The following is a 24,688-nucleotide window of genomic DNA, read 5'->3' on the forward strand; positions in this document are numbered from 1 at the left end:
GCTATTGCGCTCCTATCGTGAGTAATTGAAATGACTGTGGGTGATAGTCCAGGGTATAACCTCTCTCATTAAGCCACCTCTCAACATCAACAACCTTAGCACCAGTCTCAACAGTTATCAATAAGTCCTCCTCACTAAACTCAACGATTCTATTCAACCTACTCATGTCAATTACAACACAGCCATTATGATAGGCACCACCCACAACACTAGACCCACCACCATACGGAACAAGGCATACACCATACCTATTAGCGAGCCTAACAATGTTAATAACGTCACTAACATCCCTCGGCCTAACAACAGCTGGAGGCGGATTAACCCCGCGCCCAAGCATCTCCCTAAGCATGAGTATTGACCACCAATCTCTCCTGAACATGGACAATTCATAGCCCTCAGTAACCACGTTATCCCTGCCAATCAATTCCTCAACATCATTAAGGAAATTTGACAAATCCACAAATTAATATGAGATAAACATAGATTAATACTATACTACTATATAAAATATATTCCTCATATAATCACAAAGCAATAAAGCATAGCTAATACATTACTAAATATGCCAGGTTGGATACTGACCTGGGAAGGAAGCATTAAGGAATTTCCAGATCTCACCGAGAGGGTCTGGGTCACGGAGAGACCGCCTGGCGGTTGCTTCAATTACATAGCACTTAGGGAGGTCAGGGGCAAGGACGTAACCTACCCATACCCAGTGCTTGTCCTGCCGGGCATGACATCGCATGGGGAGCAATTAATCCATGTTTCATGGCATGGAATACAACCAATAGAACCAGCAATACCAGACTCCATGATACCCATATACCTGGCAAGACGGGGTTACCTAGTATACACCATTGATTATAGGACCCACTTCGTCCTCCCAGACGTTAAGGACCTATCATTCATGCTTGACTGGGGCTGGGACGCATGGTTAAGCGATATTAAGGAGGCGATTAATAAGGTCAGGGAGGTTAGTGGTAAGGATAAGGCGGTACTGATTGGGGAGAGCTTTGGCGGGATCGCTCGATGAACTATGTCACGGTTTATCCAGACGATGTGAGGGCAATAGTGTTATTGGACGGCGCACCAATAAGGACATCCGTAATCCAGGCATTACCCGTACGCACGATTAACGACATCAAAGCAAGCAGGTTATACGCCATACCATCAATACTAACCGGCGGTAAGTACCCAGGAAACTTAGTAAACACTGTATGGCTCAAGGCACTATACAACCCAACACTACCAAGCCCAGAGCCAGGCTTCAAAACCCTAAGCGACTACCTAATGAACATAGCCTATAATCAGGGACTCGCAAACCCATACTCATACCCAAACTCACCACCACAGGCAATATTCGCCGTACTAGCCACACTAGATCCATACTGGCCAACGAGACTATTCATAGACCCAATCGACCACTACAGGCTAAGTACACGGAGGTTAAGGTGCCAATACTCGCCGTAATAAGCGGATTATTCGGCGTGAAAGCCGCCGACATTGACTTGGTAAAGAGACTAACGAGTGACATATTAATACTCGATGGTTACGGCCACTTAGATGTCTATGCAAACCCAAATAATGTTAAGGATGTTAATGAACGCGTTCACTGTTGGTTCAGTAAGGTTAAGGGTTGATGATAATTTCATTATATTATTACCACCACTATTAATGAATAAGATGAAGAATCTAGGGATCGGCACGGGTATAGATACGGAGGTCAATATATGGTAATGACGCATTTTACTTAATTCTATGATATTTTATTTTTATTATTACTACTAAGTTGTATGGTGTTTCCTGGTAATGTACATGGTAATTATAGTTATGATAATAATCAATGGTAGATACGTGAGCACCGTGAAGACATAGTTAATGCTCCATCGTACATCAACATTAAGGGGTTTATCGACGGTGATGTTTAGTCCCGGCTCACTTAGGAATAGGCCATCGCTAAACACCGTGGCTGGCGCCACCGCGAGTTCCTCACCCCCGTAGAACCAGCCGGTTAAGTTTGTGGTCTCCGTACCGTTAATGCTCACTGGATATTTGCTATGAATTATGACTAGGTATTGCCTCGTCCAATTGACTATTACTGTGTATGGACTATTAATCGAGATTCTCGCAGTATTATTAATTACTAAGTTGCTTAGTTCTGTTCCCGTTAGGTATATGTCATAGGACCTAAACAGTAACCTAGTCCCATTGCCCAGGTTATACACTAGGGGTTCGCTGAGGGTTACAACATCACCACTATCATACCAACCACCCAAGCCGCTTAACAAGCCGCTTGGGTCCTCGATGGTGAGCATGTACTGAAGCGTGTAATTAATGTAAATGCTCGTGGGTCCCTGAAGCACTAGGTGTAGTGTTCTTGATGTGATTGTGTATGTGCCATTAATTACGTAATCCGCTAATAAGTACCTGGATTCATTAGGTACTACCGTGACTGTCATTGGTTCGTTAATAGTTACTGTGGAGTTTATTGTGTAAATATTGGTAATGCTAGATTCATTTAGTGGGTTAATGATTGTTAACGGTATGAAGTACGTGCTGAGGAAGCTCAGTTCCTCAGGTCCGTTCAGGACATCGCTTCGCCATAGTTAATTAATGAGACATGCGCATTGTATATAGTCTCACCAGTGTCTTCACCAAAGTCCCAGGTGGCTGGTACCGGCGATAAATATTCATCACTTGGGTACGGCCATGCGAAGTAGAGCATTAGGCTTGTGTTTAGGGACTTAGCCGTGGTGCATTCCCAATTCCATGGACCGGCAACAATGAGTTCAGCGTCGTCAGGCAGTCCATTACCAGTGGGCATTGGTGAGACCTCCATGTAGGCAGATACGGCTGGAACCTTTATCGTGATGTTATCGTACCATGTAATTGATCCATTAGTGTATAAATATCCGAAGGAGATCCAGGGATAGCCATTGCTCGATAATCCAGTCCTTGTTACCAAGGAAATGCTGAATGGTAGGGATGCCTTCGGCGTTAGTTCCACGAGGTACTCATAGACATAAATACTATTATTCAATGAATACACCACACCATTACCACTAACCGTGGCATTACTCAATACGGAGTTTATCGACGAGAAATTCCAAACATTATCCACAACCCAAACCGTGCCATTCAACGAGTCAAACCACACAACATTCTGCAACCAATAATACTGGGTTTGCCCACCAGCCGTATTCACAACCATAACCGTATTCAACTGCACACTAAACCAATTACTACCAGGCTCGGCATAACCCGATAAGCAGGCACTGGGTTCCTGAGTCAGGGCCTTATATATGGTCACATTACCGATAAACTCATTGGTAATGTAGTCATAGGCGAAGTACGTGCCATTAACCACGCAATGCCATAATCAGCAATACCCATTGGGAACGCCCACTTAGGAGTTGGGCTGCCCGAGATTGAAATTGTAAAAAGCACCAATGATGATTCCAACCCATTATCACTTATTACCACGTAGTAAGTACCGGACTTCCTAACCTGGTAATAACCAACCATATCGGTGCCAGTCATCGAGTATAGGTACTCACTAACGTTACCACTGATGAACTTCCCATACTCCTGCCCATTGAGTATGTATAGTGTGACCATCGAAGTACTCCAAATGTTATAGTATATGTATGAGCCAGCCGATGCGTTAAACCCGTAAGGGTAGTACCAACCTGGCCGTAGATAGATTATACCACCGGACATATTGGCGTATGTGTATACGAAGGAGGAGTTCACGGTTAAGTGGGTCTCATTAAATACGTTGACTGGCGGTACCTCAACTACGTAACTGGCATCGGTAATTAACGCCATACCTAGTAATGCGATGATTATTAATAACGGCAATAGCCCTAGTGAATTGCTGGGGAGTTCCATTGCATATTCATAATCCTACCTAACTTTTAATGCTAATTGGTATATTACCGCCGACGTGATTATTACAGCGCCCATAACAATCCATAGAAACTGATAACCAAACCTAGTAAGTACAATAGACGCCACCGCAGGAGCCACAGCACCACTCAACTGCCAAAATAAATTCGCAATACCAGTCACACTACCGGCCAGCTCACCACCGATCTTCGAAACAGCCGTTGAATTCGCCGGCGTTATCACAAACCTAACAAAGCCCATGGCAGCAGCCAGGAGCATTAAGGGAAGCTCCCTAGTCACTACGGAGAGCAGGATTGTTAACACGCCATAAATGGCCTCAAACAACGATAGGGTACCCCTAACACCCAAACCCCTGATTATATAACCTGCAACCAACGTTGATGGAATACCCAACAATGCCAGTAATGAGTATGTAAAGCCAGCCACGTAGTCATTAAGACCTAGGGACAGGAAGTACTTATAGGCGTATAGCGTTATTGTCCAATACGACATGAAGAATAGAAAGCCAGAAAGACTCACCACAATAACATCACTATTTCTTAACAACCCAAGATTCAACGAACCACCCGCATTACCACCATAACCACGGCCTTCAATGGGTAGGTACATTAAGGCTATCACCACTGAGGCCAGGGTAATTAGATAATAACTCCAACGCCAACCAAGGACTATGCAAACCCAGGGCAGGGTAGCACCGGCAAGGATTATGGAAAGCGGCCACGAAACACTAATAACGATATGTGTTAATAGAGTAATACTTTCCTTTAAACAGTAGGCCTAGCTGTTTTGAGACTACTTGCATTAATAACATTACCTTGGATGGCGCCATTACCTTAACCTGCCGCGGCCGCCCCCTCTGTGGGTGCTATTATGGGGGCGCTCTTTGCTAGCGCTTGCTTTATCATTTCTCGCGTTTTTTTCAAAAATCCCCATTTCCCCGTACTCGATGAACCTCCTGCACAATACCGCAATTATCTGCTCTTTAATTTTACTATTTTTCTTAATAAGTTCTAAAACATCCATAGGACTAATATAAACGTAGCCATTACCTGGTGTGCAATTCACATTATATTTCTTAAGCTCTTCGCACAACCTCACCGGCTCCTTTGTGTACTTGAATAACCTCAAAGATCCACCTTTTTTTTATTTGTACGGTAAAAGCAACTCCATGTATCGTGATTTGAAGGTGACTAAACGTCTTATACTGTAAAAACTCCTTAAGTGTTTTCCACTTCTTTATTTCTAACAGGTCCATTAATCGCTTTAACCTTGGCGACATTATTTCCATCAACATCTTTGCATATCTCCTTGCCTTGCTATACCTCAAATCAAGGAAACCGTGTTTCTCGCACCCTTTGAATCCTAACCTCTCAAGTTCCTTCCACTTATTAACATCCTTAGCAGCAATCCTAATTTGCGGTATCCTCAATCTTGATGATTTATATTTTACTAGAAAAAGAGAACCATCCCCCAAAATTGCGCCCCACGTTAACAGCGCTAATTCCTCGTTTGATAACCTCTGCATTATTTGTGGTATTAACTGTTTAATGCTCTTTCTATTCGTTACGATGCCTAATTCGGTCTTTGTCCCCTTCTTATTTAAATTTATAGAGATGATACGTAATCTCAGCCATCCCGGATTCGTCCATGCCCACAGCAAGGCTTGCCATTTATTTGCTGTGCTCATGGAAGCGTAATTGTACTTGCCTTTCTTGTATCCGTCTGTCATCTCCAGACCCATTCTAACTAATACCATGCTTTTATCCGCAGTTACAGGCATGCGCACACTAATGTATTTTATTTTCCTAAGTTCGATTTTAACCACTGTACTTTTCTTGTCCGTCTTCTCAATCATAAATCTAAAATATTTTTTTATGAACCACAATGCTTAAGCTTCTCCTTCCTCTCCTCACTGTTACATTTCCTTTCCTCAACTCCTCAATTAGCTGCGGGAGCTCTTTAGCTGCATGTTCCTCATACCACCTCCTCATCCCCTCTATGTATTTAATCACTTCCTCAGTAAACTTTACAAGCTCCGGGAAGCCATTACTCAGTCTCTCCCTAATCACAAACCACTCCCCTATCTCCTCCTTCCAGAATTTGTCATTAGCGTTGAATTCCTCTAATCTCTTAACGCCCTCCTCAATTAATGCCTTTATCTCCTCCTCGTTCAGGGTTTGCGGTGGGTCTGGGCTGGGGCGCCCGCCCAGGCCCACTCCGCCCCGCTAGCGGCATTGTTGGTATCGTTGCTTAACTCACGCAGCATTGGTATTTTCGGCAGCTTAACCCCCTCCTCCCTCGTTGAAGTGTCCCTACCCCCGGCCCCTGGGGGTAGGGTTTGAAGTTCATCCCCCACGGGGATCCCCGTGGGATCATCGGGGCTTGTGAGACGACGGGTGCCGGCACCCATATCAATCCCCTAGGGGGAGAAACTGCCCCAGCAGGGCTTTCGCCCCAGCAGGGACCCGGTAGCCGCCTCTCGGCGACACCCGGGTGTGCCGGGGCTACTCACCCCACCGGGGCCTTACCACCCACTACCCGAGGATCCAGGAGAGTGAGGAATTAAGGATGGGAATTGGGTTAGGATGGGTTGGCGCCCCGGTGAGGTGTCCCCACCAGGGCAGTCCCTCCCCCTAGGGGACCAGGCATGGCGGGCCCCTACCCCACCCCCTGGGGCGGGGCTGTACTCCTTACGCATTGAGGCCTTATATACTTTGCTCCACGTCCATCGTTGGCTTAACTAAGCACTTATCCAGCAATTCCCTGGGTTTTGCTTGCTCTTTTCCTCGTTTTATGGCTCTCTCATTGGTGACTTGTTTCACGTTTTCGTGAAATTACTTCTTGATTGCTTTGTGGTTTGGTTGCACTTTGTTTGTTTTTGCCTAGGGGCTGCTGGGCGTTGTTGCACCTAGCGTTCCCCGCCCTCCTTCTCCTCCCTCTCCCGCCGCTTCCTCGGTGTGGGTGTGGGTCTAACTGCCCCATGTCCACAACCGAGGGCGGCGCCCCCGGCGTCGTCGGTTCCTGGGGCTTGGAGGTCTAATTGCCCCACAGCCCCACCCCACATGCCGGGAGCCCCCTTGACCGAGGGGGCCTCCGGCTCGAGAGGGGATGGGGAGGGGAGGGAGGATGGGAGGGCGGGTTTGAAGCGACTAAGCAGTCTACTCGTAGAGCCACCAGGGCCTTTTGTCTGGTTCGATTGTTATGTTGTATTTCCTCGCTAGTTGTTGTAGTTCGTTTAGTACTTGGTGTAATTCCATGTCATAAAGTAGTAAGTCTTGGCAGTCTAGTTCCTCGCCTTCGAGGTTTACGGTGCCGCCTTTGCACTTTTTCATTAGGTTTTCGATTCGTGTAATTTGGCTTGTTAGGTCGCCGATGCCTTGGTTTATGATTCTCGAGATCACAGCGTCATTGCTCGTCGCGGCGCTTCTTACGTTGCCCGTTACGTGATTAATGACCTCCTCGTAAATCACTGATGACAAGCCCCTCAGTAGATCCTCACGTACATCTATTTTCGTAATGTCGACATCATTGACCACTGACTCCACCGTTTCAACGCCGTAGGCCTTGATTAGTGGGTGGAGTGTTGAGGCTATACTCACTAAGGCCCTAATGTGCCAGTTGCGTAGCACTTCATTGCCTCGGTGTCGAAGTGCCAGTCCCTGAGCTTAAACCTAAGGCAGTCCCTCGTGAAGTACTGCCTCACAGCCCTCTCATTGAGGTCCCTAAGCCTTCGGAGCAAATAGGCGGCTAGCCTAACGGCCTCATTCCAGGTGTTCACCGCCACCATCGCCAAACTCACTACAGATGCAGTCAACAACATCGTTTTGACACTCTCCACAGGGAGCGGCCGCGGCAGCGGGCAAAGCTTGAATCATCCCCAACCCTCCGCCTGGGCAATCCCCAGGTGGTTTGGTTGGGGACTCATCACCTCATTAGCTAGTTAGCATGCTTTATAAGGCGGCTAGGCGTCGATGCGGCGGAAACAATGGGTTTATTAAACCCCAGCCGGCATGGGCTCTAGGGGCCGGGGTGGGTCGGCCCGGGCAGTGTCAGCACGTCGTCCCATCTTCAGTGGTCTGCTCGTGCCGTGAACATCAAACCGCCCGGGCCTCACCCCCACCCCAGCCAACCCCACCCATGCTGGCCAGGGCGGGTCAGCCCAGGCGGTGGCCAAGACCTCGAATGCGATAGGTTTATTAAACAGCAATAAACACAATCGGCGGCCGGGTGGGGCAGTCCGCCTCAGAGCCTACGGGACTCTTCAGGGCTCCGTAACCCCAAGATACATCACGGGCCTCATCCCACCCCACCCGGCCAATGCCGGGTTGGGGCAGTCAGCCCGCAACTAATCCTCAACGCATTGAATGCCATATTGCTGCAGGTACTGGCAGTACTGCCAAAATCGTCGGTCTAATAACCAAACCTCGTAATCATCATTTGGGAAGATTCGCCCAATACTTTGTGTTGTCTTAATTGCCACTATATCTATTTCGCTGATGCCCCTCATGCGCAGACGTTTCATTATATCCATGGGGAGTATGGGTATGGTCAGGAGAATTGCGCGCTTATAACAATTAAGGCGTATCCCCTCGCTATAACGGCCATAGAATTTAAGCATTATGCTCTTCTTACAAATATCGTTGCTATGGCTCAGTAGTTCTTCTTCGTAAATAATATCGTCAATATCAATCTCCTTGGCCGTCGTTGTGAAAATAACCGACGGCACATCTAGTAATTCTCTCAATTTTTTTCGCCAACACATCTTTGTTTTTCTCTATAAACTCCACAGTTATTGCCTTTGCCCAGCCTGGAATCTTCGCAATTATTTGCTGGCTGGGCGGCACTCTAATAACCGGAAATTGTGATAATAGACTAGGTGGTATTGTGGCGCTCATAAGTATAACTCTGGATTGTTGCTGTAATGGCACCTCATCAACCTTTACTCCTACGTACTCATCGTTCTCCAAGTCAAAATATGTAATATCTGACTCGATATATCTAACAATATCATCAAGGTTGACAACTTCCTTGATCTCATCATCCATCACTATCTCGATAATGTGCTCGCTTAACACATCTCTGATTAACTCGGCACTCATCATAGTGTTTATATTCATTTTTTTCAAGTATTATATTGATGACCTTTCTAGGCAGTCGCACCACCCTAGGCATCATGATGTTGTGCGCCTCGTCAATTACGATGTTGCTAACGTACCTAGAGAACTTCCTAACACGGCCATAGTTCATTAGAACTACCAAATTATCGTGCTCATTTAACAACCTTCTAACCATTTGCTCCTGGACGTAGTATGGGCAGAATCCCTTTATCTCAGCCATGTCCTTGATTTGTACGTATTCATTAATGTTAGCTTTAACTAACTCATCAATCAACTTCTTTGTGTTTGTGTTGATAACATTAAATTTGCATCTATTGCATGGATTGGTGATGAAATCCGCGTAACGATAGCCCTTTACGCACATTTTTTTCTCGCCCTGCAGTAAAAAGAAACTTGACCCCAAATTCACTAAGCACTTTACTGTTCTGCGCCAACGCAGACAACAATGAACCTGTCCAGATCCACTTCCCCCCTAGCTGTCTAATTACCCAAGCTGCCACGTATGATTTCCCCCACCCCGTGGGGGCCTGGAGTGCCCCCACGGGGTGGGTTCGCAGCAATTCGATGAGTCTCTTAGCTACCTCTTCCTGGTCTGGCCTTAATGTCATGGCTCTATCACCTACGTAACAGCACTAACAGGATTAGGCCGAGGAGGAGCCACAACCATGGATACAGCGAGACGGCGATCGCAATTATTACCGCGGCAGCGGCGACGCCACCGATCAACCACATGACTCGCCTCTTCCTCCTTCTCCTCAACTCCTCCACTTCCTTATTCGACAACTCCCTCCTCACCTCCTCCTTAATCACCAATGATATCCGCTCCTCAAGTTTCCTAACCTCCTCGACGCGGCCCTGTTGCTGAAGTTGCTGAAACACCTCTTGACGTAATTGAGCCAGTCTATTCTCCACCTCAGCAAATCGTTGTTGCGATCTAGATTGCAAATCACTAAGCACCTCATCCCTCAACCTCTCAATCCTATCAATCATGAACCTAAGCAGCTCCCTCTTAACCTCCTCCTTATTGACGCTGGTCTCTCTACCCTCTAAGTACTCCATCAACTCCTCCTTGAACTCCAATAATCGTTGGTCAACGTACTCCTTAAGTTCTAAAATCCTCTTCTCCAACACCTCATTGGTCGTTCTCTTGGGCATTACTTGCCACCCTCTTCCTGATTATGTACGTTCCTCTATTATTGCTGTAGACTACCTCGAACCCCAACCTATGCAACTCGCCATGTAAGTAAAATGATAGGGCGATCATTGCGCCACTAACCTCATTCTCGGGCAAGTACTTGGCCAAGAACTGCCTAATCCTCGCAGTGGTCAACTTGTAGGTTCCATCATCCTTCGAACATTAACCTATACTTAGGCAGCTCCTCTCTCACGAAACGCCTAAACAGCCTAATCGCAGTATCCAAATACTTCGGCGTAAAACCATCGCTTCGCTGCTTCACGCGGGCCTGCGGTGGGCCTGGGCGCCCTTGAATCGCCCCCGAGGAATTCACCCCAGCGAGCCCGGGGTGCTCTACCTCAGGGGTTCATTGCTCCATAATTAATTTGAGGATTATTTTTAAGGGCGGGTTTGGGCTAGAGTAGCCTGGCCCTGCAGGGTGTTGGCCAGCTGTACCTCCTGGCGAGGTTTTCATCTGCGTTGTAGCCCGATGCCCTTAGTATTGCGTGGACTGCGTATGACGTCTTCCTCGCCTGTTTATGGAGCTTCCTCGCGATGGCCAACTCCTTGATGCCGTGGAGGTAAGCTATGTTCCTTACGATGCTCTCGGCATTCATGGCCTTGAGTGGGACTGCCCTTGGGTCTGCATTGACTACCTGTACGTGTACCTAGGCAGGCCAAGCCTGGTGAGGAAGTATGAGACTGCGTCCATGTACTGGCTTGAGTATGCGGTCCAGGGCTTAATGCCCTGCTCAGCCAACCCGGCCAGGTGTGTTAATTCATCCGCCTTGATGATTGTGTACTTGATGTTGCCCACGCTCACGGTGCATGAGCCTGGATCCACGTCGATTATCGCGGCTCCAATCATTGCGGAACCGCCAAGTATTAGGGCCTTTAGTTCTGCGTGGAATACTACGGCGTCCCAATGCATTCCCAAACACCCTGGAGTAATGCGTTGAGTGACCTGTGGGTGAAGCCCGACTCCCTAATCACGCCAAGGTCCACGCCGTAAGCCCTCGCACATTGGCTGAGTGTCGTGGCTAGTGGCTTTGGCTTTATTGCCGTGTCCACCGTGACTAACAACTCGTGGTACGGCTTCTTCTCTGCCGTCATATCTAGTAGTTGCTTGTTGGTTATGTGTAGGAACATTAGTGCTGAATGCGGCTGAGCCCAGTGGGGCGGCATTAAACCGCCCATGTTCTTGTTCACGTCGTAGACTCATTCCTCCCAAAATAAGCCTTGAACCCGACCTCCCTAAACAGCACGTTCTCTGGCTTGTGGAACATGGTTGGGAAGACTATGAATAGTTTGTTCATTGAGATGAACTCCTCCGGAACATCGAATATTGACTGCGTGATTAGGGCGAAGTAACGCCTATAATTCCTGCCAATCCTAACCGAGGTCGTTAGTGTTGACTCGCCTAGGCGGAAGTATAAATGGGCTTCGTCGATTATGAATATCAGGTTTCTAGCGTCAACCGCATTCGCGGTCGCCAGGAATGAGAGTACGTAGAACCACCTCTGGACTGGGGTTAACCACCTGAGGTCTATGCCTATTGACCTGCCCCTCAACTCACCCTTGAACAGCCTGTTGATTAATGGGTGTGTTTTCTGGAATATCCAGTGGTTGAAGTAAGAGAGCCTCCTTATGAGGCCCCTTGCCGAGTTGACCTCGTCCTCCCTGGCGATGGCGCCGGACTTGATGGCGTCGCTTAGGTACTTGATGATGTCGGTGATTGAGATTGGGGGCTTGGCCTGCTGTTGCCCCTCCTGGCCCTCCTCGCCTTGCTTGGTTAATTCGTTGTATGTAAACATGAACATGTACTCCATGGCGGGCGTCATCACGTAACTAAGCCTAGGGAACCTCATGGTCAAGACCTCACTCAGCACATCGAGGATTTCAATGCCATCTAAATGGTCAAAGGGGTTGAAGGGGTACGGGGCGTGGTAGTCCGTGAATCCCTCGTAGTTACCAGCGACATCAAACACAACCACCGCGTAGTCGCTCGGCACATTCATCAACGCATTCATGACAAGCCTAGTCTTACCAACACCCTTAGGGCCAACAATGAAGGCGTCAGTCTCGTTAAGAACCATGAAGTGGAAGAGGTGCTTGGCGGGCTCGTTGATCATCATTTTAAATGTTAATGCGCCTATCTGGGCCTGTCCATTAACCTGATCCACCACTTGACCAACCTGATTCGCCTGACCCACCTGAGGCTGGTTTACCCTCCTCCAGAACATCACCACTGTGGCTGAGGCTCTTTAAAAGGCTAAGCGCCTTTGTCGTGATCCTAACCGTCAAGTCACCCGGGTTGTATGTCATGTACCCTATCGTGATTGCCTTGAGCACTGCGTCCTGGCTCCTGAGCATGTCAGTGAGTGACTTCAGCGTAGCCACGCCGCCCAGGTCCCTCACGAGGACCTCCACTGCGTTGACCACGTCATCATCGATTTTTGGCTCCCTGGGCTCTGCCAGGTTGAAGGGTCTCGCTGGGTACTCAATGAACCTCCTACTCACGCCAATGACCTCGACCTTGCTGTTGAAGTCCGTCGTCTCCCTGAGTTCGTCAGTCCTTGGTACCCTGATCAATCTCCTCACTATTTCGTCGAAGATGTAGAACCTGTTTGGGTCGAAGACGCTGCTGTGTATCGCCACGTCAACGCCCAAGGCCTTCAATTGGGCCAGGGCGTCGGTGAGCCTTGGCCATAGGTCTGAGTAGAACTCGGTGTTTACCCTCAGGGCTGACGCCAGGGCTAAACCAATAATCGTCGATAACGGCTCGATAGTCGGTATCGGCGCTGAGTACAGGCTGGTCCTTAGTTCACCGACATCGTAGTTGTTGGTCAGCTCGACCGAGGCGGGTAGCGCAAACCCGCAGTTCTCAAGGACGTCGCTTAGCCTAGTCACGTGCGTTGCATCGCAGTTAATGCCCAACTCATGAAACACCCTATTAATCAACGCCCTACCCAGTGGCGTCAACCCAGCATTGGGCACACCGTCAAGGGGCTTCGCATTGCCACTCAATCTGAAGGTTACTCCCCTCTCGATGCCTTGATAGTCCAGTCTCCCCAGGATTAATTTAATCATCGCCATTAACCACTGGGGCTAATTTAAGGGGACCAACAACAATTACCAATATAATTAAAATTAATTTATTGAATTAATCACTCCACTACGGCTGCTGGCCCTGCGTTGGTTGATTAGGCTGCGCCCGGCCCTGCAGTTGTTGCTGCATTTGCTGGATTGCTGATTGTGTGTTGTGCGCCCAGTCGGCCGTTGCCACTGCCTTCGCGGTGAGTGCCAGGGCCCTCAGCTCCTCTGCTGCCCTTAGGAGTGGTTCCCTCATTGTTGTGTCTAGGTCGATTGCGGTGTTGCCGAAGGGCATTTTTAGTGTGGTCGAGCCAACCAGCTTCTCCAACTCCTCGGCCACCCTCAGGAGTTGTGGTAGTGCGTTGATGTTTATGTTCTTCGTATTGCCAATGCTCGCCAGTGCCGCTAGCACCTTGTTCGCCATGTCGATGAGCCTGTCAACTGGCTCCAGCACTGCCCTCAACCTCTCGATTTCCCTGTTTAGGTCCTGAACCCTCTTGTAGTCGCCGGCCTGCCATGCCCTGGCTAGCTCGTTCTGTAGCTCGTCAAGGCGTTGCCTGGCGTCTCCGTAGGCGGTGTCCAGGGTGTGTAGTGCTTCCTCGATGTGGTTGTTTATGCTGAAGTCCAGGGTGTCCACGACGTGCTTGAGTAGGTCCACCTCCATCTTTGGCATGTACTTCGTGATTAATTGGATTGCCTTGTCATCATCCATGGACCAGGGCGATATTAACTCGCCCGGCTTGGCGAGTCTGGATCCCTCGCTCTCGTAAACCGCCTTCCTGACTTCTCTGAAGAATTCTCTGAATGCCGCTGTGTCGTTTGCGTTGATTATCTTCGCCGCGAGTTCAGGGGCCTTCTCCTCGATTTTGTCGATGTCGAGTTTCTCGTGGGTGTACAACTGCCTTAGGTCCCTGGCCAATTGCCTGAGTTCCTCAAGCTCCTCCCTAGTGAGTTCTCCCTTGACGAATTTCTCATTCAAGTCCTTGAGGTGCTCCGCAATTGCGTCGCTGAATTTATCACCGAGGACTTCCTGGAGCATGGATAGTAACGCGGCCCCTGGGGTCATCCTCATGGTGAGTGCCCTGTCTATGACTGCCTTGGCCGTGTGGGTGTTGGTCGCTGGCTGCGGTAGTTTGCCCGGCTCCGCCTTGCCGACTGCGACCTCGGCGAAGTGGTGGTCCTCAGTGATTGCTAGGTGGAGTGCCATTGCCTTGTCTGCTATGCCGTCCTTTATGGCTATCTCGGCTAGTCTCGGGAATACCTTGTTGAAGGACTCCCGGCCAAGGGCTGTGGATCCCTCCCTAATGAACGTGCCCAACTCGGCAATGAGTCTCTGGTACTCCCTGTAGTCCCCGGCCCTCTCCCTGACCCACTCACCGTAGTTCAAGGACCTTAGGGTGTCAATGGCTGTCTGGCGTATGACCTCGGGTCCCTAGACGCTGCCTGGAGTGCCCTCTGCTCTAGGGCTTCCCTGTACCTTGCGTTTACGAATGGGCTTAACTCACTGGTTAATTCCTTAATGCTTAGTTTGTTGATTAGCATTAACTCGTCATTGCTTGCCCCCTGGTTGATTGCCTTGTTTAGCCTGTCGATGTGCCTGGCCCACCAATCATTTATTGTTGTGATTGCCCTGTAGTTGTCCCTGAAGTAATCCATGAGTGGCTTGAGTGCGTCGTAGCTCAGGACAACGCTGTTCCTCATCGTGTGTAGCACGTCGGTGATTGTCCTTAAGTCAGCCCTGGCCTGCTCCTTAACGGCTGGATCCCTCATGTACCTGGGCAGTGCCTGCCTCAAGTGAGTACTCAATGCGTTGTTTAGGATCTCCTTCACCTTCTCGTGCTCGATGTCCATTGCCCTCGCTAGATCCAGCGTTGCGGACCAATCACCCCTGAACAACGCCTGCACTGCCCTTGCCGCTTCCCTGACAGACCTCATTGACTCCTCCGCCTTCTCGTGTGATTGGATGATGTAGGGGGCTAGGGCTGCTGCGACTAGTTTTGCCGTGTCCACTGCGTTCATGCCGCCGTGTCTCAGGCGTACTGTTAATTCCTCTGCCAGGTCTAGCCCGACCCTCCTGGACGTGATGAGTGCTGGGTGTAGGTCCCCACACTGGCGAGTGGTGCCATTATGATTGCATTCATCAAGTCGGTCAGTAACTCCCCCTTGTTCACCCTCTTTATGTCGCCCCTCCTGGCTTCGTAGACATGCATGTCACGGTCCAGGGTCTTCGTGGATAGCTCCTCGTAGAGGAACCTCCTGTCCATCTCGGTGGTCATCCTGAGCGCCCTATACGCCCTCCTGAAGTCCCTACTCCTAAGCGCGCTTAGGAGTTCTTTCTTTCCCTCCTCACTGAGGAGCTTCATCCCAGTCACCTCGTAGAGCCTACCCCTCATGCCCAACTCCCTGGCCCTTGGGTACTCCACTGCGGCCTTGGCAAGGACTGCCCCGGCCCTGGCTAGCCTGGTCCTCCACACCCTCCCCTCCTGCTCGTAGGTTAATGCCTTGTCCTCCGCCAGTTCTTTTGCGACTCGTAGTCCCGTGCTCAGGGGTGACGTCAATATCCTGAGTGGGGTTAGGCGTGGTACTATTTCCCTCCCCACAAACGCCTTGGTGTCGTGGAATGCCTTAGTGATTGGGTTTACCAGTCTCGCAACCCTCCTGTGCCTGCTCACCCAGTGCCCAACCCTCTCCTGGATCGCCCTAGTCCTACTGCCCACCGCCTTCCTCACCCTCCTCGTTATTCTGTTTAGGATCCTGCCCATACCGCCTATGCGTAGGTACAGTACTAGTGATAGGTCGTAGATGACATTGTTCATGACCGCCCATGCTGGTGCCATCGGTGTTGGGAATCCTGCGATCCACATGGCCCCGTCCAGAAGCCCAAAGATCATGACTGACTCCGCCAGCCACCTTGGTACGAATCCACCCACTGCGAAGAACAGCTTCCTGAAGTACGACCAACCACTCAGCAATTCCTGGCTCCCAACGACTATTGAGTTAATGACCCAGGAGATGCTCGGCGTCAAGCCAAGTGGGACCTTGGCGTACCAGGGATTGCCGATGTTGCCGGTTATCGTTATTGAGCCTGGGACTACCACTGTCTTATTGGCGTAGTTGGTGCATGTTATCTCGATTTCTTTTTGTTCGTAGCCGGTTGGCGCCGGGCTTGGTAGTTTTAGGGTTAGGTTTTTGCCGACCCCCGTGATGTTCCTACCAATGGTTATCTCCTCATTGAGCTTGTTGATTAGTGCCTTTAACTCGTCCTCCTCACTGCCTATGTTTACTTCCCTGTAGAGGGTGGTGTTTAGGACTGTGTATTGGCACGTGGTTGAGTTACCTACCTTGCTCGGTAGTTGGACTTGGGCGTTGCTTGCGAAGTACCAGAGCAGTGCCGATGTAGTGCCTGGGTAGCAGATGGTTTCGTTTAAGCCCGTCCTTGGGTTGGTTATGTTTATGCAGTGCTCCGGCGGTATGCTTATTGTGAAGTTTATTGTGACGGTGTTGTTACTGGTCTCGACGGTGGATTGGGTTGGTGGGCTTAGCCACTTCCAGGCTCCCGTGTAAACCACTGTATTGTTTATGGTTGCCGTTATTACACTGAAGGGTGGGTTCCCGAAGTAGATGACCTCGGCGTATGTGGCGTTGCTGTTGAGGTACTGCGGTGAGTCGCATGGTTCGGTGGCGCTCTTGTTGTCGATATATGTGAGCAATAGGCAGCCGTGGCCTGGGTTTATCGAGAGCCACAGGAATGTCACGTTGCTAATGCTTGGGATGCCAAGGGCGTTTACTGGGGTTTCCGAGTCAGTGAATGCTGTGAAGTTAGTCACTGGGTACTCAATCAGCACCATTGCCTTCCCAACAACCGTGTAGTTGATGCCGTATAGGGTGCCGGAGACCAGGTATGGGTATGTGGAGTTTAGTATTAGGAAGGCCCTCACCTTGGTCCTTGGTGCGTTGTTCTGTAGCCACTGCATTAGGCATTCGTCTCATTCATCACCTTGGCCTTGGTGAAGGCCAGTGCGTCGTGGGCTGCTATCGTTGCTATGAACATGATTGCCAAAGTCAATATGAACAAAGCAACACCAGCCGCCCTCGTCCTGTCGAAGACCATTAGGAGCACGGCAATGCCGATGACTACCGGCGCCACTGCGTAGCTGAACCAGGCTAGGTAGGCTATGGTGTGCAACACGGCAATCATTACCTGGCTTACGTGCATCACTGCGAATACCACGTCCATTATTGGGTCTATGATGAAGCCCATGTTCTGCAGGACCTCGAACTCCTGGAGCGGGAGCACGCCAATGCCTAGGCTGCTTATTGACGCAATGATGTTCAGTATGAACATCCCAATTGCCCACGCGAGCCCAGCCTTGGCCGTTGCCATGAACATCAAGCCCCAACCCTCCTCGGCCACCTCAACCTCGCGGTAAAGCACGAGATATGTTGGGGATCCAGGCGATGCTATGCCGAAGAGTGCCGGTAGGAAGTAGGCCAGTACTAGGGCCGCACCCACCGCAATGAACCTCCTCACCTCGATGCCTCCCCTTATTACACCGTAGGCGATTACCGCGATTGCCTCAATGGCTATGGCGTACTCAAGTAATTCGGCTGGTAGGTACATCATGGTTTAAAAAGTAATTAGTTAAAAGGGGTGTGTGGTGTTAATGGTTTAATGACTGTAGGCGGTTCTAAAGGCTGAACTGCCAATAGCCACGTGTGCCCCCGCAGTCACTGGATCCCCTTGACGCTTGGCTCTAGCTCTGCGTAGATTAACCTCTTGATTGGGCCCGTTATGAGTAGTGCCTTTGCGGTTAATCCCTGCATGTGCGGTGGCAGTCCCGTGGTCAGCCACCTGACGTCCTCCTGGGTCAGGTTTAGGACTTGGCTTACCGAGGCTACGTAGGCGTCGTTTCCGCCTAGCACGATGATTAGTGGTATGTTTTGTAGGATGTCGTTGCTTATCCCCGTTATTGTCTGTGTTATGTAGATCACGCCAAGACCGAACTTCCTGACCCCACGCACTAGTAACTCGGCTAGTGGTGAGTTGAGTACGTAGTATGCCTCGTCAATCACGAGCAACTGCTGCAGTCGCTCCCCAATGTTCATGCTCATGACGTGGGTGTACACGTGGTCTGCGGCAATGCCCATTGTGAAGGCTAGTACGTCTGGGCTTTGCCTGACCGAGGTGAAGAGTAGGGCCTTGTTGTTTAGGAGTTCACTTACTGGTATTATCTCTACATCCTTGAGGTAAGACATTAATCGATCAAGGGCTAGGGCGACTGAATCATCATCAGTGCTTGCCCTCAGGTACTCCATTGCCTTGAAGAAGTCCCTGTAAAGGCCATTGTTGTAGATGGCCCTCAGGTCTGGGAGTAGGGCCCTCGGGTCTGCACCGAGGATGCTGAATGCATTGAGTAGGTGGTAGATCCTCTCCACGTCGGTTAATCCATCGAGTTCGAATATGTTTATGAACTTCTTGGAGATGTCGATCGGCTCAATGCCTTGGTAGTCTCAGGTACTCACCGTGTGGGTCTAGGATGACCACCTTAATGCCCGAGCCCATTAGGCGGTATAGCACCGACATTATGAGCCAAGACTTGCCACCGCCAGTCGGCCCGAAAATGCCCATGTGCCCACTCGGTTGTGCGTCTAGGTCAATCACGACCTCATTCCCCTCCCTATCACGCCCAAGCTTTACTCTAGCCCTTGATGATGGCGATAGGAGCCTGCCCCCGTGGAATACTGGCACGATTGCAATGTCGTGGCTCAACTCGTCAATGCTTGGCATTGACCAGAGTGGTAGTTGTCCCCTTAGCCAGGTCATGAACATATTAGTATCGGGTAAATCCCTATCGCTTAGGATGGCTACCCTCACTGGCTCCTCTGCGTTTTGTGTAATGCGGTCCAGGACCACCCTCCACTTACTCACTGAGGCGAGGGCTTTGCCCCTTTCCTGGACTACCAACCTCTCGTACTCCCTGGCGACCTTTGTTGATGTTACTGCCCTGAACTCTGGGTTTCCGCTTATTATGAGTGCGTAGTTCTGTAGGTAATTCGCCATTGCCGAGGCGACTGCCCTAACATCGTCGTCACTTGGCATTGTGTAGATTTTGCTCGACGCCGAAAGTCTCCTGGTGAAGGCGCCTAGCCTACCGCCCTTGATTACTGAGTAGTTGCTCAGGGACTTGGCGGTGATAACACTAATCACTATTGCGGTTGCAAGCCCGTAGATCCCAAAGAGTATGAAGAGTACTATTGAAATTAGTATCAACACAATAATGAGTCTCGCTTTTCCTGGCGTTGTTGGGAAGCCAATGAGTTTCCTAAGCTCGTCACCGTTTAACTGCCTCAGTACGAAGTACTGCCTCAGGAGGTTCTCCTTGGCGGTTAGCCAGTTCATGAAGTCCTGCAGCTCCGCCTCACTCCTAACAACCCTCGACAGCCTGATGTATTTGTCACTGCCGAGCCTGATGAATGTTACTATTTCATTAACGTTGAGATTAAGTCTCCTTAGGAGTTCGTCGATCAAGCCCACGTATTGTGGGCCGGTTAGCCTGCTTATGTCGAACATCGGCTCGGCACTGTAAAAGACATGAGCTGTCTTACCCCTCACGTCATAGACATAGTCCTCAAAGACCATTAGTCTAGGCGCTAGGTTTGGGTACACCAGCGTGAGTATTGACTCGACTAGCCACTCCCTGAAGTCCCGGTACAGGAGTGCAACTGCGAGGAGTAGGATCAATGGCCTGTAGGCTAGGGCTGCCGCGGCTATGCCGATTAGGGCTGCCAGGAAGACCCTTGTGCTTTTGACCATCGAATTAGGCGGTTAACAGCCTTAAAAGGCACGCCTAATGAACCTCGGCAGCCACGCAAACCTGTTGCTGGGCCTCCTCACGTATTGGCCCTCGATTATTGCCCTCAATTCCTCCGGCTCATGGTGATTCCCTGGCTTTGTAACGTTTGGAGTAATTGGTTAATGTCAACCCTCCCAGTGTCCAGGTAGTTCCTAATCAAGCCATCATCACAGTAAATTAGGTTGCACTGGGAGAGCATTATGACCACGGCCTCAATACTCAATCCCCTCGACAACGCCTCATTGAGTAGTGAAGCTATTGAGTCCTGAGTAAAGTACCTGCTTAATCGCATGAGCACATTTCTACAGTAGTCCTGGAGCGGCTCTGCGCACCTGCTAGCCCAGGATTTGGCGAACTTGGATAGCTCCCTGTTAATGACCTCCTCGGTGTTTATGGGCCTAACCCTTACCTCCCTAATCCTGCGCTTTCCTAAAATCAATTCCTCAACCTCCCGATCCAGGTCGCCTACTCCACCCCTACCAAGTGGTTTCATCTAGATCCACCGTTAAGCTTCATCCCCAGCCACTTCCTGAAGGCGTTTGCGTAGTCCTCCCCAACCCTCTCCTCGATCAGCTTAACCCAATCCTCAGGCTTATGCTCTTGAGGGGCTCCTCGAAGCCTAGGGCATCCGCAATAATGGCCCTCTCGATTGGGGATAGCATGTTCAGCTCCGTAAGGATGCCCCTAACAACCGCATGACCACTGGGTATTTGGGGTAGAGGTTGGGGCTGCATTGGCTGGGCCTGTGGTGGGGTTGGCGGCACCTCTACGGAAGGCCTCGCCTGATCTGCTGGGTCGATTTGTTGATCCCTCTGTCTCCTAGACCTTAGGAAGTTCTCTATTGGGTTCATCAATTTGAGCAACTAACCGCTTTAAAAGGGGCTGTTAATTAACGCGCCCCGTTAAGACCGCCCTAACCTGCCTAGCTAGGGTATTTGCCATGTTATTGAGGGCCCTCTTGAAGTGATCGAGTGAGCCCCTTGATTCGTAAAGGACAGCCGGCCTTAGGCCTGTGGTTAGGTAGTGGGCTGTGGCTCATGGGAATCACAAAAACATCCCCATTATGCGCAAACTCCCTAATGCGGCCCCCAATGTTGTCCTGGCCCATGGCCTTGTTCAGAACTATGTTAATGATCTTCCTATACCTCAACCTGGTCAGCATTGGCAGTATGTAGGCATTATCGACCTCCCTAAGCACGTACTCGCTGTAGGCTGCGTACTCCAGGACCACGTTTATTATGTGGGCGATGAGTAGTGGGGGTATCACGACGGGCATTGTGTTGTTTGCGGGTAGGTCGATTAGGACGAGTTGGGAGTCCGTGGTCATGACCAGGTAATTCACTAGGTAGACCCACCTGTCGAATGCCTCGTTATTGCCCACAGTCATTTGGTAGCTTCTAACATTGCCTGGCGGCACAACGAAGACGCTCGGTAGGTAGCTCGACCTAATCACCAGTTGGTTCAAGTCGCCCACCGAACCGACCAAGTAGTCGAAGACCCCAGGCCTATCCGCAATGCCCAGAATCCTCGACGATGTTTGGCTCGAGTCAATGCCAAGGTCGATGAGCAGTACGTTTGTTTTAAGGGATTGGCTCAGGAGTATGGCTAGGTTGGCGGCAAGCGTTGACTTACCAGTCCCGCCCTTAGCGCCGCTGAAGAATGTCACCACCACATGGCGGGGCTTAAGCATACCCATCACCGAAATTTAGTTGGTTCGTTTTTAAGGGGGTGGTTGGTGGTTTGGCTTTTACGGCGTTGGGCTTGCTGCGTGTTGTAGCGCCGTGTGTAGTAAGTTCCATATCTGCACAAACTCGCCCTGGAAGATTTGCCATGCCGTGGATGCCGGGTCCACGCCTTTGACCCCCACCAACTGGAATATGAGTAGTACGGCGTACATGGCCAGCCAAAAGCCGAGGGAGCCAAATATTATCTTCTTCCCGTGGCTGAAGACCTCGTTTAGTGCGGCTGTCCTCCCCCAACTCGTGAAGTGGAACATGTACTCGGCGAAGTGGTACATTATCGACACCACGGCGACTATGAACGCAATGCCCATCCCCAACTCCACGTACCCAATTATTGGGCTTAGGATGCCGGTGGCAATTTCATTGCCGAGTTGACTGGCGCTGGGCAACCCAGTGATGTTCCCAGTGGCGTTCCCTGCCTGAAGTATTATGCCCAGTGTTACGTGTATTGGACCCATCAATTGCTTGGCCGGCTTTATTTTTAAGGGGGTTAGAGTGGTAGTACGTCGACTATGACCTCGTCGAGTATTCGGTAGAGTGCGTATGATGCGGCCAGTGCCATTGCCAGGACTACGTCCACTGTCACGTCGTAGGTCTGCATGGTTAGGGCTTGTTGGTAGCCCTGGTTGAAGAGGACGCTGAGGAAGCCAACGAACTGGGATATGTCCGTGGTCCAGCCCTTCGTGAGCGCCCCAAGCTCCGCCAGTGGCTTGGTTAGGGCTGCAACCGTGTATGCCGTGAGTAGTGGGCCTACTATGGCGACTATGATGAGGAAGGCGACTATGAATGTTCCTATTGACCTGGTCTGCCTAACAATGACCAAGCCAATACCCAGCGGTAACAACCACCAGGCGTTGTAGGCTATGAGGTTCAGTGCGTATATGAATCCTAAATTGATGATTGTGTAAGTTATCATCTGCTGGAGGTACCAGGTGGATTGTTGGGCGTACCAGCCGAGGGGCGACGTCCATGGGAGTACTGACAAACCCACGACACCACCCCAGAAGTGCCCGTACCAAGCAGTCACGTTGTCGAAGTACTGCCTAGCCATTAGGTAGCCCCACTGGAGCATGCTCTTCGGGTCAGTGGCGTTTGGTAGGTAGTTGGCGAGTGCCGTGCCGTTGTTGATGGGCACTGCCGAGGCGATTTCATGCGTCAGCGTGGGTAGGAAGGTCCCTGGGGACTCGAGGAGTGCGTAGAGGATTGCCAACATGGCGGATCCAACGACCACGTCCATGATTTCGTCAATGCCCTCCCTACGGATGTCCGGGGTTGGGCCTGCCAAGTACTTGATGATGCCGTGCATCAACACGGCCACGGCAATGCCCCGTAGAGTGTGGTCCCCAATATCGTGGGCACTAACTGGAGTAGACCCATCAAGCCCTAGCCCAACTAACTTATTAAGGGGCTGGCTCAATGTCTCGGCAAAATCAACCGCAGACCGCCTAATAGGACTGCCTGGAGTTTTCCATGGGAAAAACCGGAGTTATTTTGTGGGTTTTAGCCGCAGTTGAGCCTTAGGTTGATGTGGCTCCTTAGGTTGCTCGGTAGTAGATTCCTCACTAGGTCGGCCACCAGGTACTGCACCGCCTCGCAGATCACCCCCACATCCCCGCTCTCAACCGCCCTAAGCAGGTCCCTAATGCCATTGCCTACCGCCAGTAGTGCGTTAACGGTGTTTGGGTTGCCCAGTAACTCCATTAAATGCTTGATTGTTGTTTCATTCCCGTTATAGGTTTCAATGACCCCGAGCAGTGCGTTGGCAAACCCCTCATCGCCAAGGTGCCTCGTTAATTCATCGAGGAGTCTCGCGTAACTACCCATGCCCAGAGTATTAGCCAACACGCTCGATAAAACCAACGAAGCCTCAAGCATCGCCCTAGCATCATTTCTCAACGAAGCTCTAGATAACTCACTGATGTGAGTGCATGTATCCTCACTGCAGGCAAACTCGAAGCTCCTCCTAAACACCACGTCGGCCTTCGTCTCAGCACCCTCGGTATCCTCAGCCCCACCCTCCTCATTCTCAGTTACCTCACTTACTCCCTTACCCATCCCTACCTCCCCACTGCCTTGCCCTGGGCCCGCATCCTTAATGAGAGGTCTTACGGCGTCGGCAATAACCGCATTGGTCCCATGCGTTGGCTCCCTAGCCTGCACCGTGGTGCTTGGCGCCTTCGCTCGATGACCTCGCCATACCTCTCACTTATCAACTCCACAACCCTATCAACCTCACCAACCTCCAGGTACCTCAGCACCTTAGTCACCAAGTCCCTGGCACCGCCCTCATTACCCCCATTGACGAGCTCAACAACGGTCCTGGCGAGCATCTCGAGACTCCTCTTACCAAGTATGGCTAGGGGCTTTAGGTTGCTTGAGTCGATGTTCAGCTTGTTCGATATGGCGTTTATGTACAGCCTAACCATGGGCCCGGGCTTCCCCTCACCATCCCTCGACCTCCTCATGTTATCGATAATGACCATGACCTCGTCAGCATTCCTCACCAAATCCCTCAACTCCTTGATGAATTGGTCATTGAGCACGGCGGATAGGTACCTATGGATTTCACGCCCACTCAACCCTGTTATCCTGGCCAACTCATCCACGAGGAGCATTATGTCCCTCCTCTGCTCAAGCCCCTCAATAAACCTGAGCGCCCCATCCTTACCATCCCTCCTTGTGATCTCGAGGACTCTGTGCTTTATGTAGTCCTCAACGAAGCTAAGCCTAACCTCACTATGCCTCCTACCACCATAGACGATACAGAATAGCGCCGCGGCCGCCTTAGCCAAAAAAAAG

37 protein-coding genes are annotated in these 24,688 nt (G+C 50.5%); 3 read left to right on the forward strand and 34 right to left on the reverse strand.

Annotated features, from left to right (window positions below):
• Position 1: 1 nt before the first annotated feature.
• The gene (locus JCM14467_RS15070) at positions 2 to 454 is read right to left on the reverse strand and encodes an FAD-binding oxidoreductase (RefSeq protein WP_252900458.1); all 453 of its coding nucleotides are present in this window, start codon (positions 452 to 454) and stop codon (positions 2 to 4) included.
• Between the two features lie 108 nt (positions 455 to 562).
• Between JCM14467_RS15070 and JCM14467_RS15075 the strand changes: the two genes are divergently transcribed.
• The 3 genes from JCM14467_RS15075 to JCM14467_RS15085 are packed head-to-tail and all read left to right on the forward strand — an operon-like array spanning position 563 to position 1,640.
• The gene (locus tag JCM14467_RS15075) at positions 563 to 1,033 is read left to right on the forward strand and encodes an alpha/beta hydrolase (protein WP_252900459.1); all 471 of its coding nucleotides are present in this window, start codon (positions 563 to 565) and stop codon (positions 1,031 to 1,033) included.
• Positions 1,030 to 1,470: a hypothetical protein gene (locus tag JCM14467_RS15080; RefSeq protein ID WP_252900460.1), complete on the forward strand. Its 441-nt coding sequence runs from the start codon at positions 1,030 to 1,032 to the stop codon at positions 1,468 to 1,470. The genes JCM14467_RS15075 and JCM14467_RS15080 overlap by 4 nt, the downstream gene beginning before the upstream one ends.
• Complete coding sequence (locus JCM14467_RS15085) at positions 1,452 to 1,640, forward strand: hypothetical protein (RefSeq protein ID WP_252900461.1); 189 nt, start codon at positions 1,452 to 1,454, stop codon at positions 1,638 to 1,640. Before JCM14467_RS15080 ends, JCM14467_RS15085 begins: the two co-directional genes overlap by 19 nt.
• 144 nt (positions 1,641 to 1,784) lie before the next feature.
• On the opposite strand, the gene JCM14467_RS02225 is transcribed toward JCM14467_RS15085, so the two are convergent.
• The 33 genes from JCM14467_RS02225 to JCM14467_RS02385 form a co-directional block, all read right to left on the reverse strand.
• Positions 1,785 to 2,459: a hypothetical protein gene (locus JCM14467_RS02225; RefSeq protein WP_054848977.1), complete on the reverse strand. Its 675-nt coding sequence runs from the start codon at positions 2,457 to 2,459 to the stop codon at positions 1,785 to 1,787.
• A gap of 125 nt (positions 2,460 to 2,584) precedes the next feature.
• Positions 2,585 to 3,367, reverse strand: a complete 783-nt coding sequence (locus tag JCM14467_RS02230; protein WP_054848978.1) for a thermopsin family protease — start codon at positions 3,365 to 3,367, stop codon at positions 2,585 to 2,587.
• Positions 3,307 to 3,891, reverse strand: a complete 585-nt coding sequence (locus JCM14467_RS02235) for a hypothetical protein (RefSeq protein WP_054848979.1) — start codon at positions 3,889 to 3,891, stop codon at positions 3,307 to 3,309. Before JCM14467_RS02235 ends, JCM14467_RS02230 begins: the two co-directional genes overlap by 61 nt.
• 15 nt (positions 3,892 to 3,906) lie before the next feature.
• Positions 3,907 to 4,665, reverse strand: coding sequence for an MFS transporter (locus JCM14467_RS02240; protein ID WP_342765453.1), 759 nt, complete (start codon positions 4,663 to 4,665; stop codon positions 3,907 to 3,909).
• Between the two features lie 72 nt (positions 4,666 to 4,737).
• Positions 4,738 to 4,932 carry a hypothetical protein gene (locus JCM14467_RS02245; RefSeq protein ID WP_054848980.1) on the reverse strand — a complete coding sequence of 65 codons (195 nt, stop codon included), beginning with the start codon at positions 4,930 to 4,932 and terminating at the stop codon, positions 4,738 to 4,740.
• A gap of 52 nt (positions 4,933 to 4,984) precedes the next feature.
• Entirely contained in the window at positions 4,985 to 5,764 is a 780-nt protein-coding gene (locus tag JCM14467_RS02250) for a hypothetical protein (protein WP_054848981.1), read from the reverse strand.
• A gap of 4 nt (positions 5,765 to 5,768) precedes the next feature.
• A complete protein-coding gene (locus tag JCM14467_RS02255; protein WP_054848982.1) occupies positions 5,769 to 6,125 on the reverse strand; it encodes a hypothetical protein in 357 nt (118 codons plus the stop codon).
• A gap of 942 nt (positions 6,126 to 7,067) precedes the next feature.
• Positions 7,068 to 7,508 (reverse strand): hypothetical protein, encoded by a 441-nt coding sequence (locus JCM14467_RS02260; RefSeq protein ID WP_252900462.1) that lies wholly within the window; start codon positions 7,506 to 7,508, stop codon positions 7,068 to 7,070.
• Complete coding sequence (locus tag JCM14467_RS15090; protein WP_252900463.1) at positions 7,508 to 7,747, reverse strand: hypothetical protein; 240 nt, start codon at positions 7,745 to 7,747, stop codon at positions 7,508 to 7,510. Before JCM14467_RS15090 ends, JCM14467_RS02260 begins: the two co-directional genes overlap by 1 nt.
• A 507-nt stretch (positions 7,748 to 8,254) precedes the next feature.
• The gene (locus JCM14467_RS02270; RefSeq protein WP_054848984.1) at positions 8,255 to 8,635 is read right to left on the reverse strand and encodes a hypothetical protein; all 381 of its coding nucleotides are present in this window, start codon (positions 8,633 to 8,635) and stop codon (positions 8,255 to 8,257) included.
• Positions 8,595 to 8,957 (reverse strand): hypothetical protein, encoded by a 363-nt coding sequence (locus JCM14467_RS02275; protein ID WP_252900464.1) that lies wholly within the window; start codon positions 8,955 to 8,957, stop codon positions 8,595 to 8,597. Before JCM14467_RS02275 ends, JCM14467_RS02270 begins: the two co-directional genes overlap by 41 nt.
• Positions 8,947 to 9,390 (reverse strand): hypothetical protein, encoded by a 444-nt coding sequence (locus JCM14467_RS02280; protein WP_252900465.1) that lies wholly within the window; start codon positions 9,388 to 9,390, stop codon positions 8,947 to 8,949. Before JCM14467_RS02280 ends, JCM14467_RS02275 begins: the two co-directional genes overlap by 11 nt.
• A complete protein-coding gene (locus JCM14467_RS20335; protein WP_054848987.1) occupies positions 9,338 to 9,634 on the reverse strand; it encodes a DEAD/DEAH box helicase family protein in 297 nt (98 codons plus the stop codon). Before JCM14467_RS20335 ends, JCM14467_RS02280 begins: the two co-directional genes overlap by 53 nt.
• A gap of 7 nt (positions 9,635 to 9,641) precedes the next feature.
• Positions 9,642 to 10,181 (reverse strand): hypothetical protein, encoded by a 540-nt coding sequence (locus JCM14467_RS02290; RefSeq protein ID WP_252900466.1) that lies wholly within the window; start codon positions 10,179 to 10,181, stop codon positions 9,642 to 9,644.
• A complete protein-coding gene (locus JCM14467_RS02295) occupies positions 10,159 to 10,356 on the reverse strand; it encodes a hypothetical protein (RefSeq protein ID WP_054848989.1) in 198 nt (65 codons plus the stop codon). The genes JCM14467_RS02290 and JCM14467_RS02295 overlap by 23 nt, the downstream gene beginning before the upstream one ends.
• Positions 10,357 to 10,616: 260 nt before the next feature.
• Positions 10,617 to 10,817: a hypothetical protein gene (locus JCM14467_RS02300; RefSeq protein ID WP_054848990.1), complete on the reverse strand. Its 201-nt coding sequence runs from the start codon at positions 10,815 to 10,817 to the stop codon at positions 10,617 to 10,619.
• Between the two features lie 35 nt (positions 10,818 to 10,852).
• Positions 10,853 to 11,131, reverse strand: a complete 279-nt coding sequence (locus JCM14467_RS02305; protein ID WP_054848991.1) for a hypothetical protein — start codon at positions 11,129 to 11,131, stop codon at positions 10,853 to 10,855.
• A complete protein-coding gene (locus JCM14467_RS02310) occupies positions 11,113 to 11,409 on the reverse strand; it encodes a hypothetical protein (RefSeq protein WP_054848992.1) in 297 nt (98 codons plus the stop codon). The genes JCM14467_RS02305 and JCM14467_RS02310 overlap by 19 nt, the downstream gene beginning before the upstream one ends.
• Entirely contained in the window at positions 11,406 to 12,443 is a 1,038-nt protein-coding gene (locus JCM14467_RS02315) for an ATP-binding protein (protein WP_054848993.1), read from the reverse strand. Before JCM14467_RS02315 ends, JCM14467_RS02310 begins: the two co-directional genes overlap by 4 nt.
• The gene (locus JCM14467_RS02320) at positions 12,370 to 13,290 is read right to left on the reverse strand and encodes a hypothetical protein (RefSeq protein ID WP_054848994.1); all 921 of its coding nucleotides are present in this window, start codon (positions 13,288 to 13,290) and stop codon (positions 12,370 to 12,372) included. Before JCM14467_RS02320 ends, JCM14467_RS02315 begins: the two co-directional genes overlap by 74 nt.
• An 85-nt stretch (positions 13,291 to 13,375) precedes the next feature.
• Positions 13,376 to 14,680, reverse strand: coding sequence for a hypothetical protein (locus JCM14467_RS02325; RefSeq protein ID WP_054848995.1), 1,305 nt, complete (start codon positions 14,678 to 14,680; stop codon positions 13,376 to 13,378).
• Positions 14,681 to 14,685: 5 nt separating this feature from the next.
• Positions 14,686 to 15,312, reverse strand: coding sequence for a hypothetical protein (locus tag JCM14467_RS02330; protein ID WP_054848996.1), 627 nt, complete (start codon positions 15,310 to 15,312; stop codon positions 14,686 to 14,688).
• 41 nt (positions 15,313 to 15,353) lie between these two features.
• On the reverse strand, positions 15,354 to 17,267 hold the full coding sequence (locus JCM14467_RS02335) for a hypothetical protein (protein ID WP_054848997.1): 1,914 nt from the start codon (positions 17,265 to 17,267) through the stop codon (positions 15,354 to 15,356).
• Entirely contained in the window at positions 17,267 to 17,914 is a 648-nt protein-coding gene (locus tag JCM14467_RS02340; RefSeq protein ID WP_252900467.1) for a hypothetical protein, read from the reverse strand. Before JCM14467_RS02340 ends, JCM14467_RS02335 begins: the two co-directional genes overlap by 1 nt.
• A gap of 107 nt (positions 17,915 to 18,021) precedes the next feature.
• Complete coding sequence (locus JCM14467_RS02345) at positions 18,022 to 18,729, reverse strand: hypothetical protein (protein ID WP_054848999.1); 708 nt, start codon at positions 18,727 to 18,729, stop codon at positions 18,022 to 18,024.
• Positions 18,730 to 18,787: 58 nt separating this feature from the next.
• Positions 18,788 to 20,107 (reverse strand): helicase HerA domain-containing protein, encoded by a 1,320-nt coding sequence (locus JCM14467_RS02350; protein ID WP_054849000.1) that lies wholly within the window; start codon positions 20,105 to 20,107, stop codon positions 18,788 to 18,790.
• Positions 20,108 to 20,211: 104 nt separating this feature from the next.
• A complete protein-coding gene (locus JCM14467_RS02355) occupies positions 20,212 to 20,640 on the reverse strand; it encodes a hypothetical protein (RefSeq protein WP_252900468.1) in 429 nt (142 codons plus the stop codon).
• Between the two features lie 76 nt (positions 20,641 to 20,716).
• The gene (locus JCM14467_RS02360; protein WP_054849001.1) at positions 20,717 to 20,998 is read right to left on the reverse strand and encodes a hypothetical protein; all 282 of its coding nucleotides are present in this window, start codon (positions 20,996 to 20,998) and stop codon (positions 20,717 to 20,719) included.
• 92 nt (positions 20,999 to 21,090) lie between these two features.
• Positions 21,091 to 21,843: a ParA family protein gene (locus tag JCM14467_RS02365; protein WP_252900469.1), complete on the reverse strand. Its 753-nt coding sequence runs from the start codon at positions 21,841 to 21,843 to the stop codon at positions 21,091 to 21,093.
• A 51-nt stretch (positions 21,844 to 21,894) separates the two neighbouring features.
• Positions 21,895 to 22,347, reverse strand: a complete 453-nt coding sequence (locus tag JCM14467_RS02370; RefSeq protein ID WP_054849002.1) for a hypothetical protein — start codon at positions 22,345 to 22,347, stop codon at positions 21,895 to 21,897.
• Between the two features lie 32 nt (positions 22,348 to 22,379).
• On the reverse strand, positions 22,380 to 23,306 hold the full coding sequence (locus tag JCM14467_RS02375; RefSeq protein WP_252900470.1) for a hypothetical protein: 927 nt from the start codon (positions 23,304 to 23,306) through the stop codon (positions 22,380 to 22,382).
• 83 nt (positions 23,307 to 23,389) lie between these two features.
• Positions 23,390 to 24,049: a hypothetical protein gene (locus tag JCM14467_RS02380; protein ID WP_054849003.1), complete on the reverse strand. Its 660-nt coding sequence runs from the start codon at positions 24,047 to 24,049 to the stop codon at positions 23,390 to 23,392.
• Positions 23,995 to 24,681: a hypothetical protein gene (locus JCM14467_RS02385; RefSeq protein ID WP_054849004.1), complete on the reverse strand. Its 687-nt coding sequence runs from the start codon at positions 24,679 to 24,681 to the stop codon at positions 23,995 to 23,997. The genes JCM14467_RS02380 and JCM14467_RS02385 overlap by 55 nt, the downstream gene beginning before the upstream one ends.
• Positions 24,682 to 24,688: the final 7 nt, after the last annotated feature.

The organism is Vulcanisaeta sp. JCM 14467 (assembly GCF_001316245.1).
Classification (GTDB): Archaea; Thermoproteota; Thermoprotei; order Thermoproteales; family Thermocladiaceae; genus Vulcanisaeta.

Coding starts and splice junctions, on each gene's coding strand:
- JCM14467_RS15075 (WP_252900459.1), top strand. CDS start 563: ATGCCAGGTTGGATACTGACCTGGGAAGGAAGCATTAAGGAATTTCCA.
- JCM14467_RS15080 (WP_252900460.1), top strand. CDS start 1,030: ATGAACTATGTCACGGTTTATCCAGACGATGTGAGGGCAATAGTGTTA.
- JCM14467_RS02225 (WP_054848977.1), bottom strand. CDS start 2,459: ATGACAGTCACGGTAGTACCTAATGAATCCAGGTACTTATTAGCGGAT.
- JCM14467_RS02235 (WP_054848979.1), bottom strand. CDS start 3,891: ATGGAACTCCCCAGCAATTCACTAGGGCTATTGCCGTTATTAATAATC.
- JCM14467_RS02245 (WP_054848980.1), bottom strand. CDS start 4,932: ATGGATGTTTTAGAACTTATTAAGAAAAATAGTAAAATTAAAGAGCAG.
- JCM14467_RS02250 (WP_054848981.1), bottom strand. CDS start 5,764: ATGATTGAGAAGACGGACAAGAAAAGTACAGTGGTTAAAATCGAACTT.
- JCM14467_RS02280 (WP_252900465.1), bottom strand. CDS start 9,390: ATGTGCGTAAAGGGCTATCGTTACGCGGATTTCATCACCAATCCATGC.
- JCM14467_RS20335 (WP_054848987.1), bottom strand. CDS start 9,634: ATGACATTAAGGCCAGACCAGGAAGAGGTAGCTAAGAGACTCATCGAA.
- JCM14467_RS02290 (WP_252900466.1), bottom strand. CDS start 10,181: ATGCCCAAGAGAACGACCAATGAGGTGTTGGAGAAGAGGATTTTAGAA.
- JCM14467_RS02300 (WP_054848990.1), bottom strand. CDS start 10,817: ATGAATGCCGAGAGCATCGTAAGGAACATAGCTTACCTCCACGGCATC.
- JCM14467_RS02305 (WP_054848991.1), bottom strand. CDS start 11,131: ATGCATTGGGACGCCGTAGTATTCCACGCAGAACTAAAGGCCCTAATA.
- JCM14467_RS02315 (WP_054848993.1), bottom strand. CDS start 12,443: ATGTTCTGGAGGAGGGTAAACCAGCCTCAGGTGGGTCAGGCGAATCAG.
- JCM14467_RS02320 (WP_054848994.1), bottom strand. CDS start 13,290: ATGATTAAATTAATCCTGGGGAGACTGGACTATCAAGGCATCGAGAGG.
- JCM14467_RS02330 (WP_054848996.1), bottom strand. CDS start 15,312: ATGAACGCAGTGGACACGGCAAAACTAGTCGCAGCAGCCCTAGCCCCC.
- JCM14467_RS02335 (WP_054848997.1), bottom strand. CDS start 17,267: ATGCAGTGGCTACAGAACAACGCACCAAGGACCAAGGTGAGGGCCTTC.
- JCM14467_RS02340 (WP_252900467.1), bottom strand. CDS start 17,914: ATGTACCTACCAGCCGAATTACTTGAGTACGCCATAGCCATTGAGGCA.
- JCM14467_RS02350 (WP_054849000.1), bottom strand. CDS start 20,107: ATGGTCAAAAGCACAAGGGTCTTCCTGGCAGCCCTAATCGGCATAGCC.
- JCM14467_RS02355 (WP_252900468.1), bottom strand. CDS start 20,640: ATGAAACCACTTGGTAGGGGTGGAGTAGGCGACCTGGATCGGGAGGTT.
- JCM14467_RS02360 (WP_054849001.1), bottom strand. CDS start 20,998: ATGAACCCAATAGAGAACTTCCTAAGGTCTAGGAGACAGAGGGATCAA.
- JCM14467_RS02365 (WP_252900469.1), bottom strand. CDS start 21,843: ATGGGTATGCTTAAGCCCCGCCATGTGGTGGTGACATTCTTCAGCGGC.
- JCM14467_RS02370 (WP_054849002.1), bottom strand. CDS start 22,347: ATGGGTCCAATACACGTAACACTGGGCATAATACTTCAGGCAGGGAAC.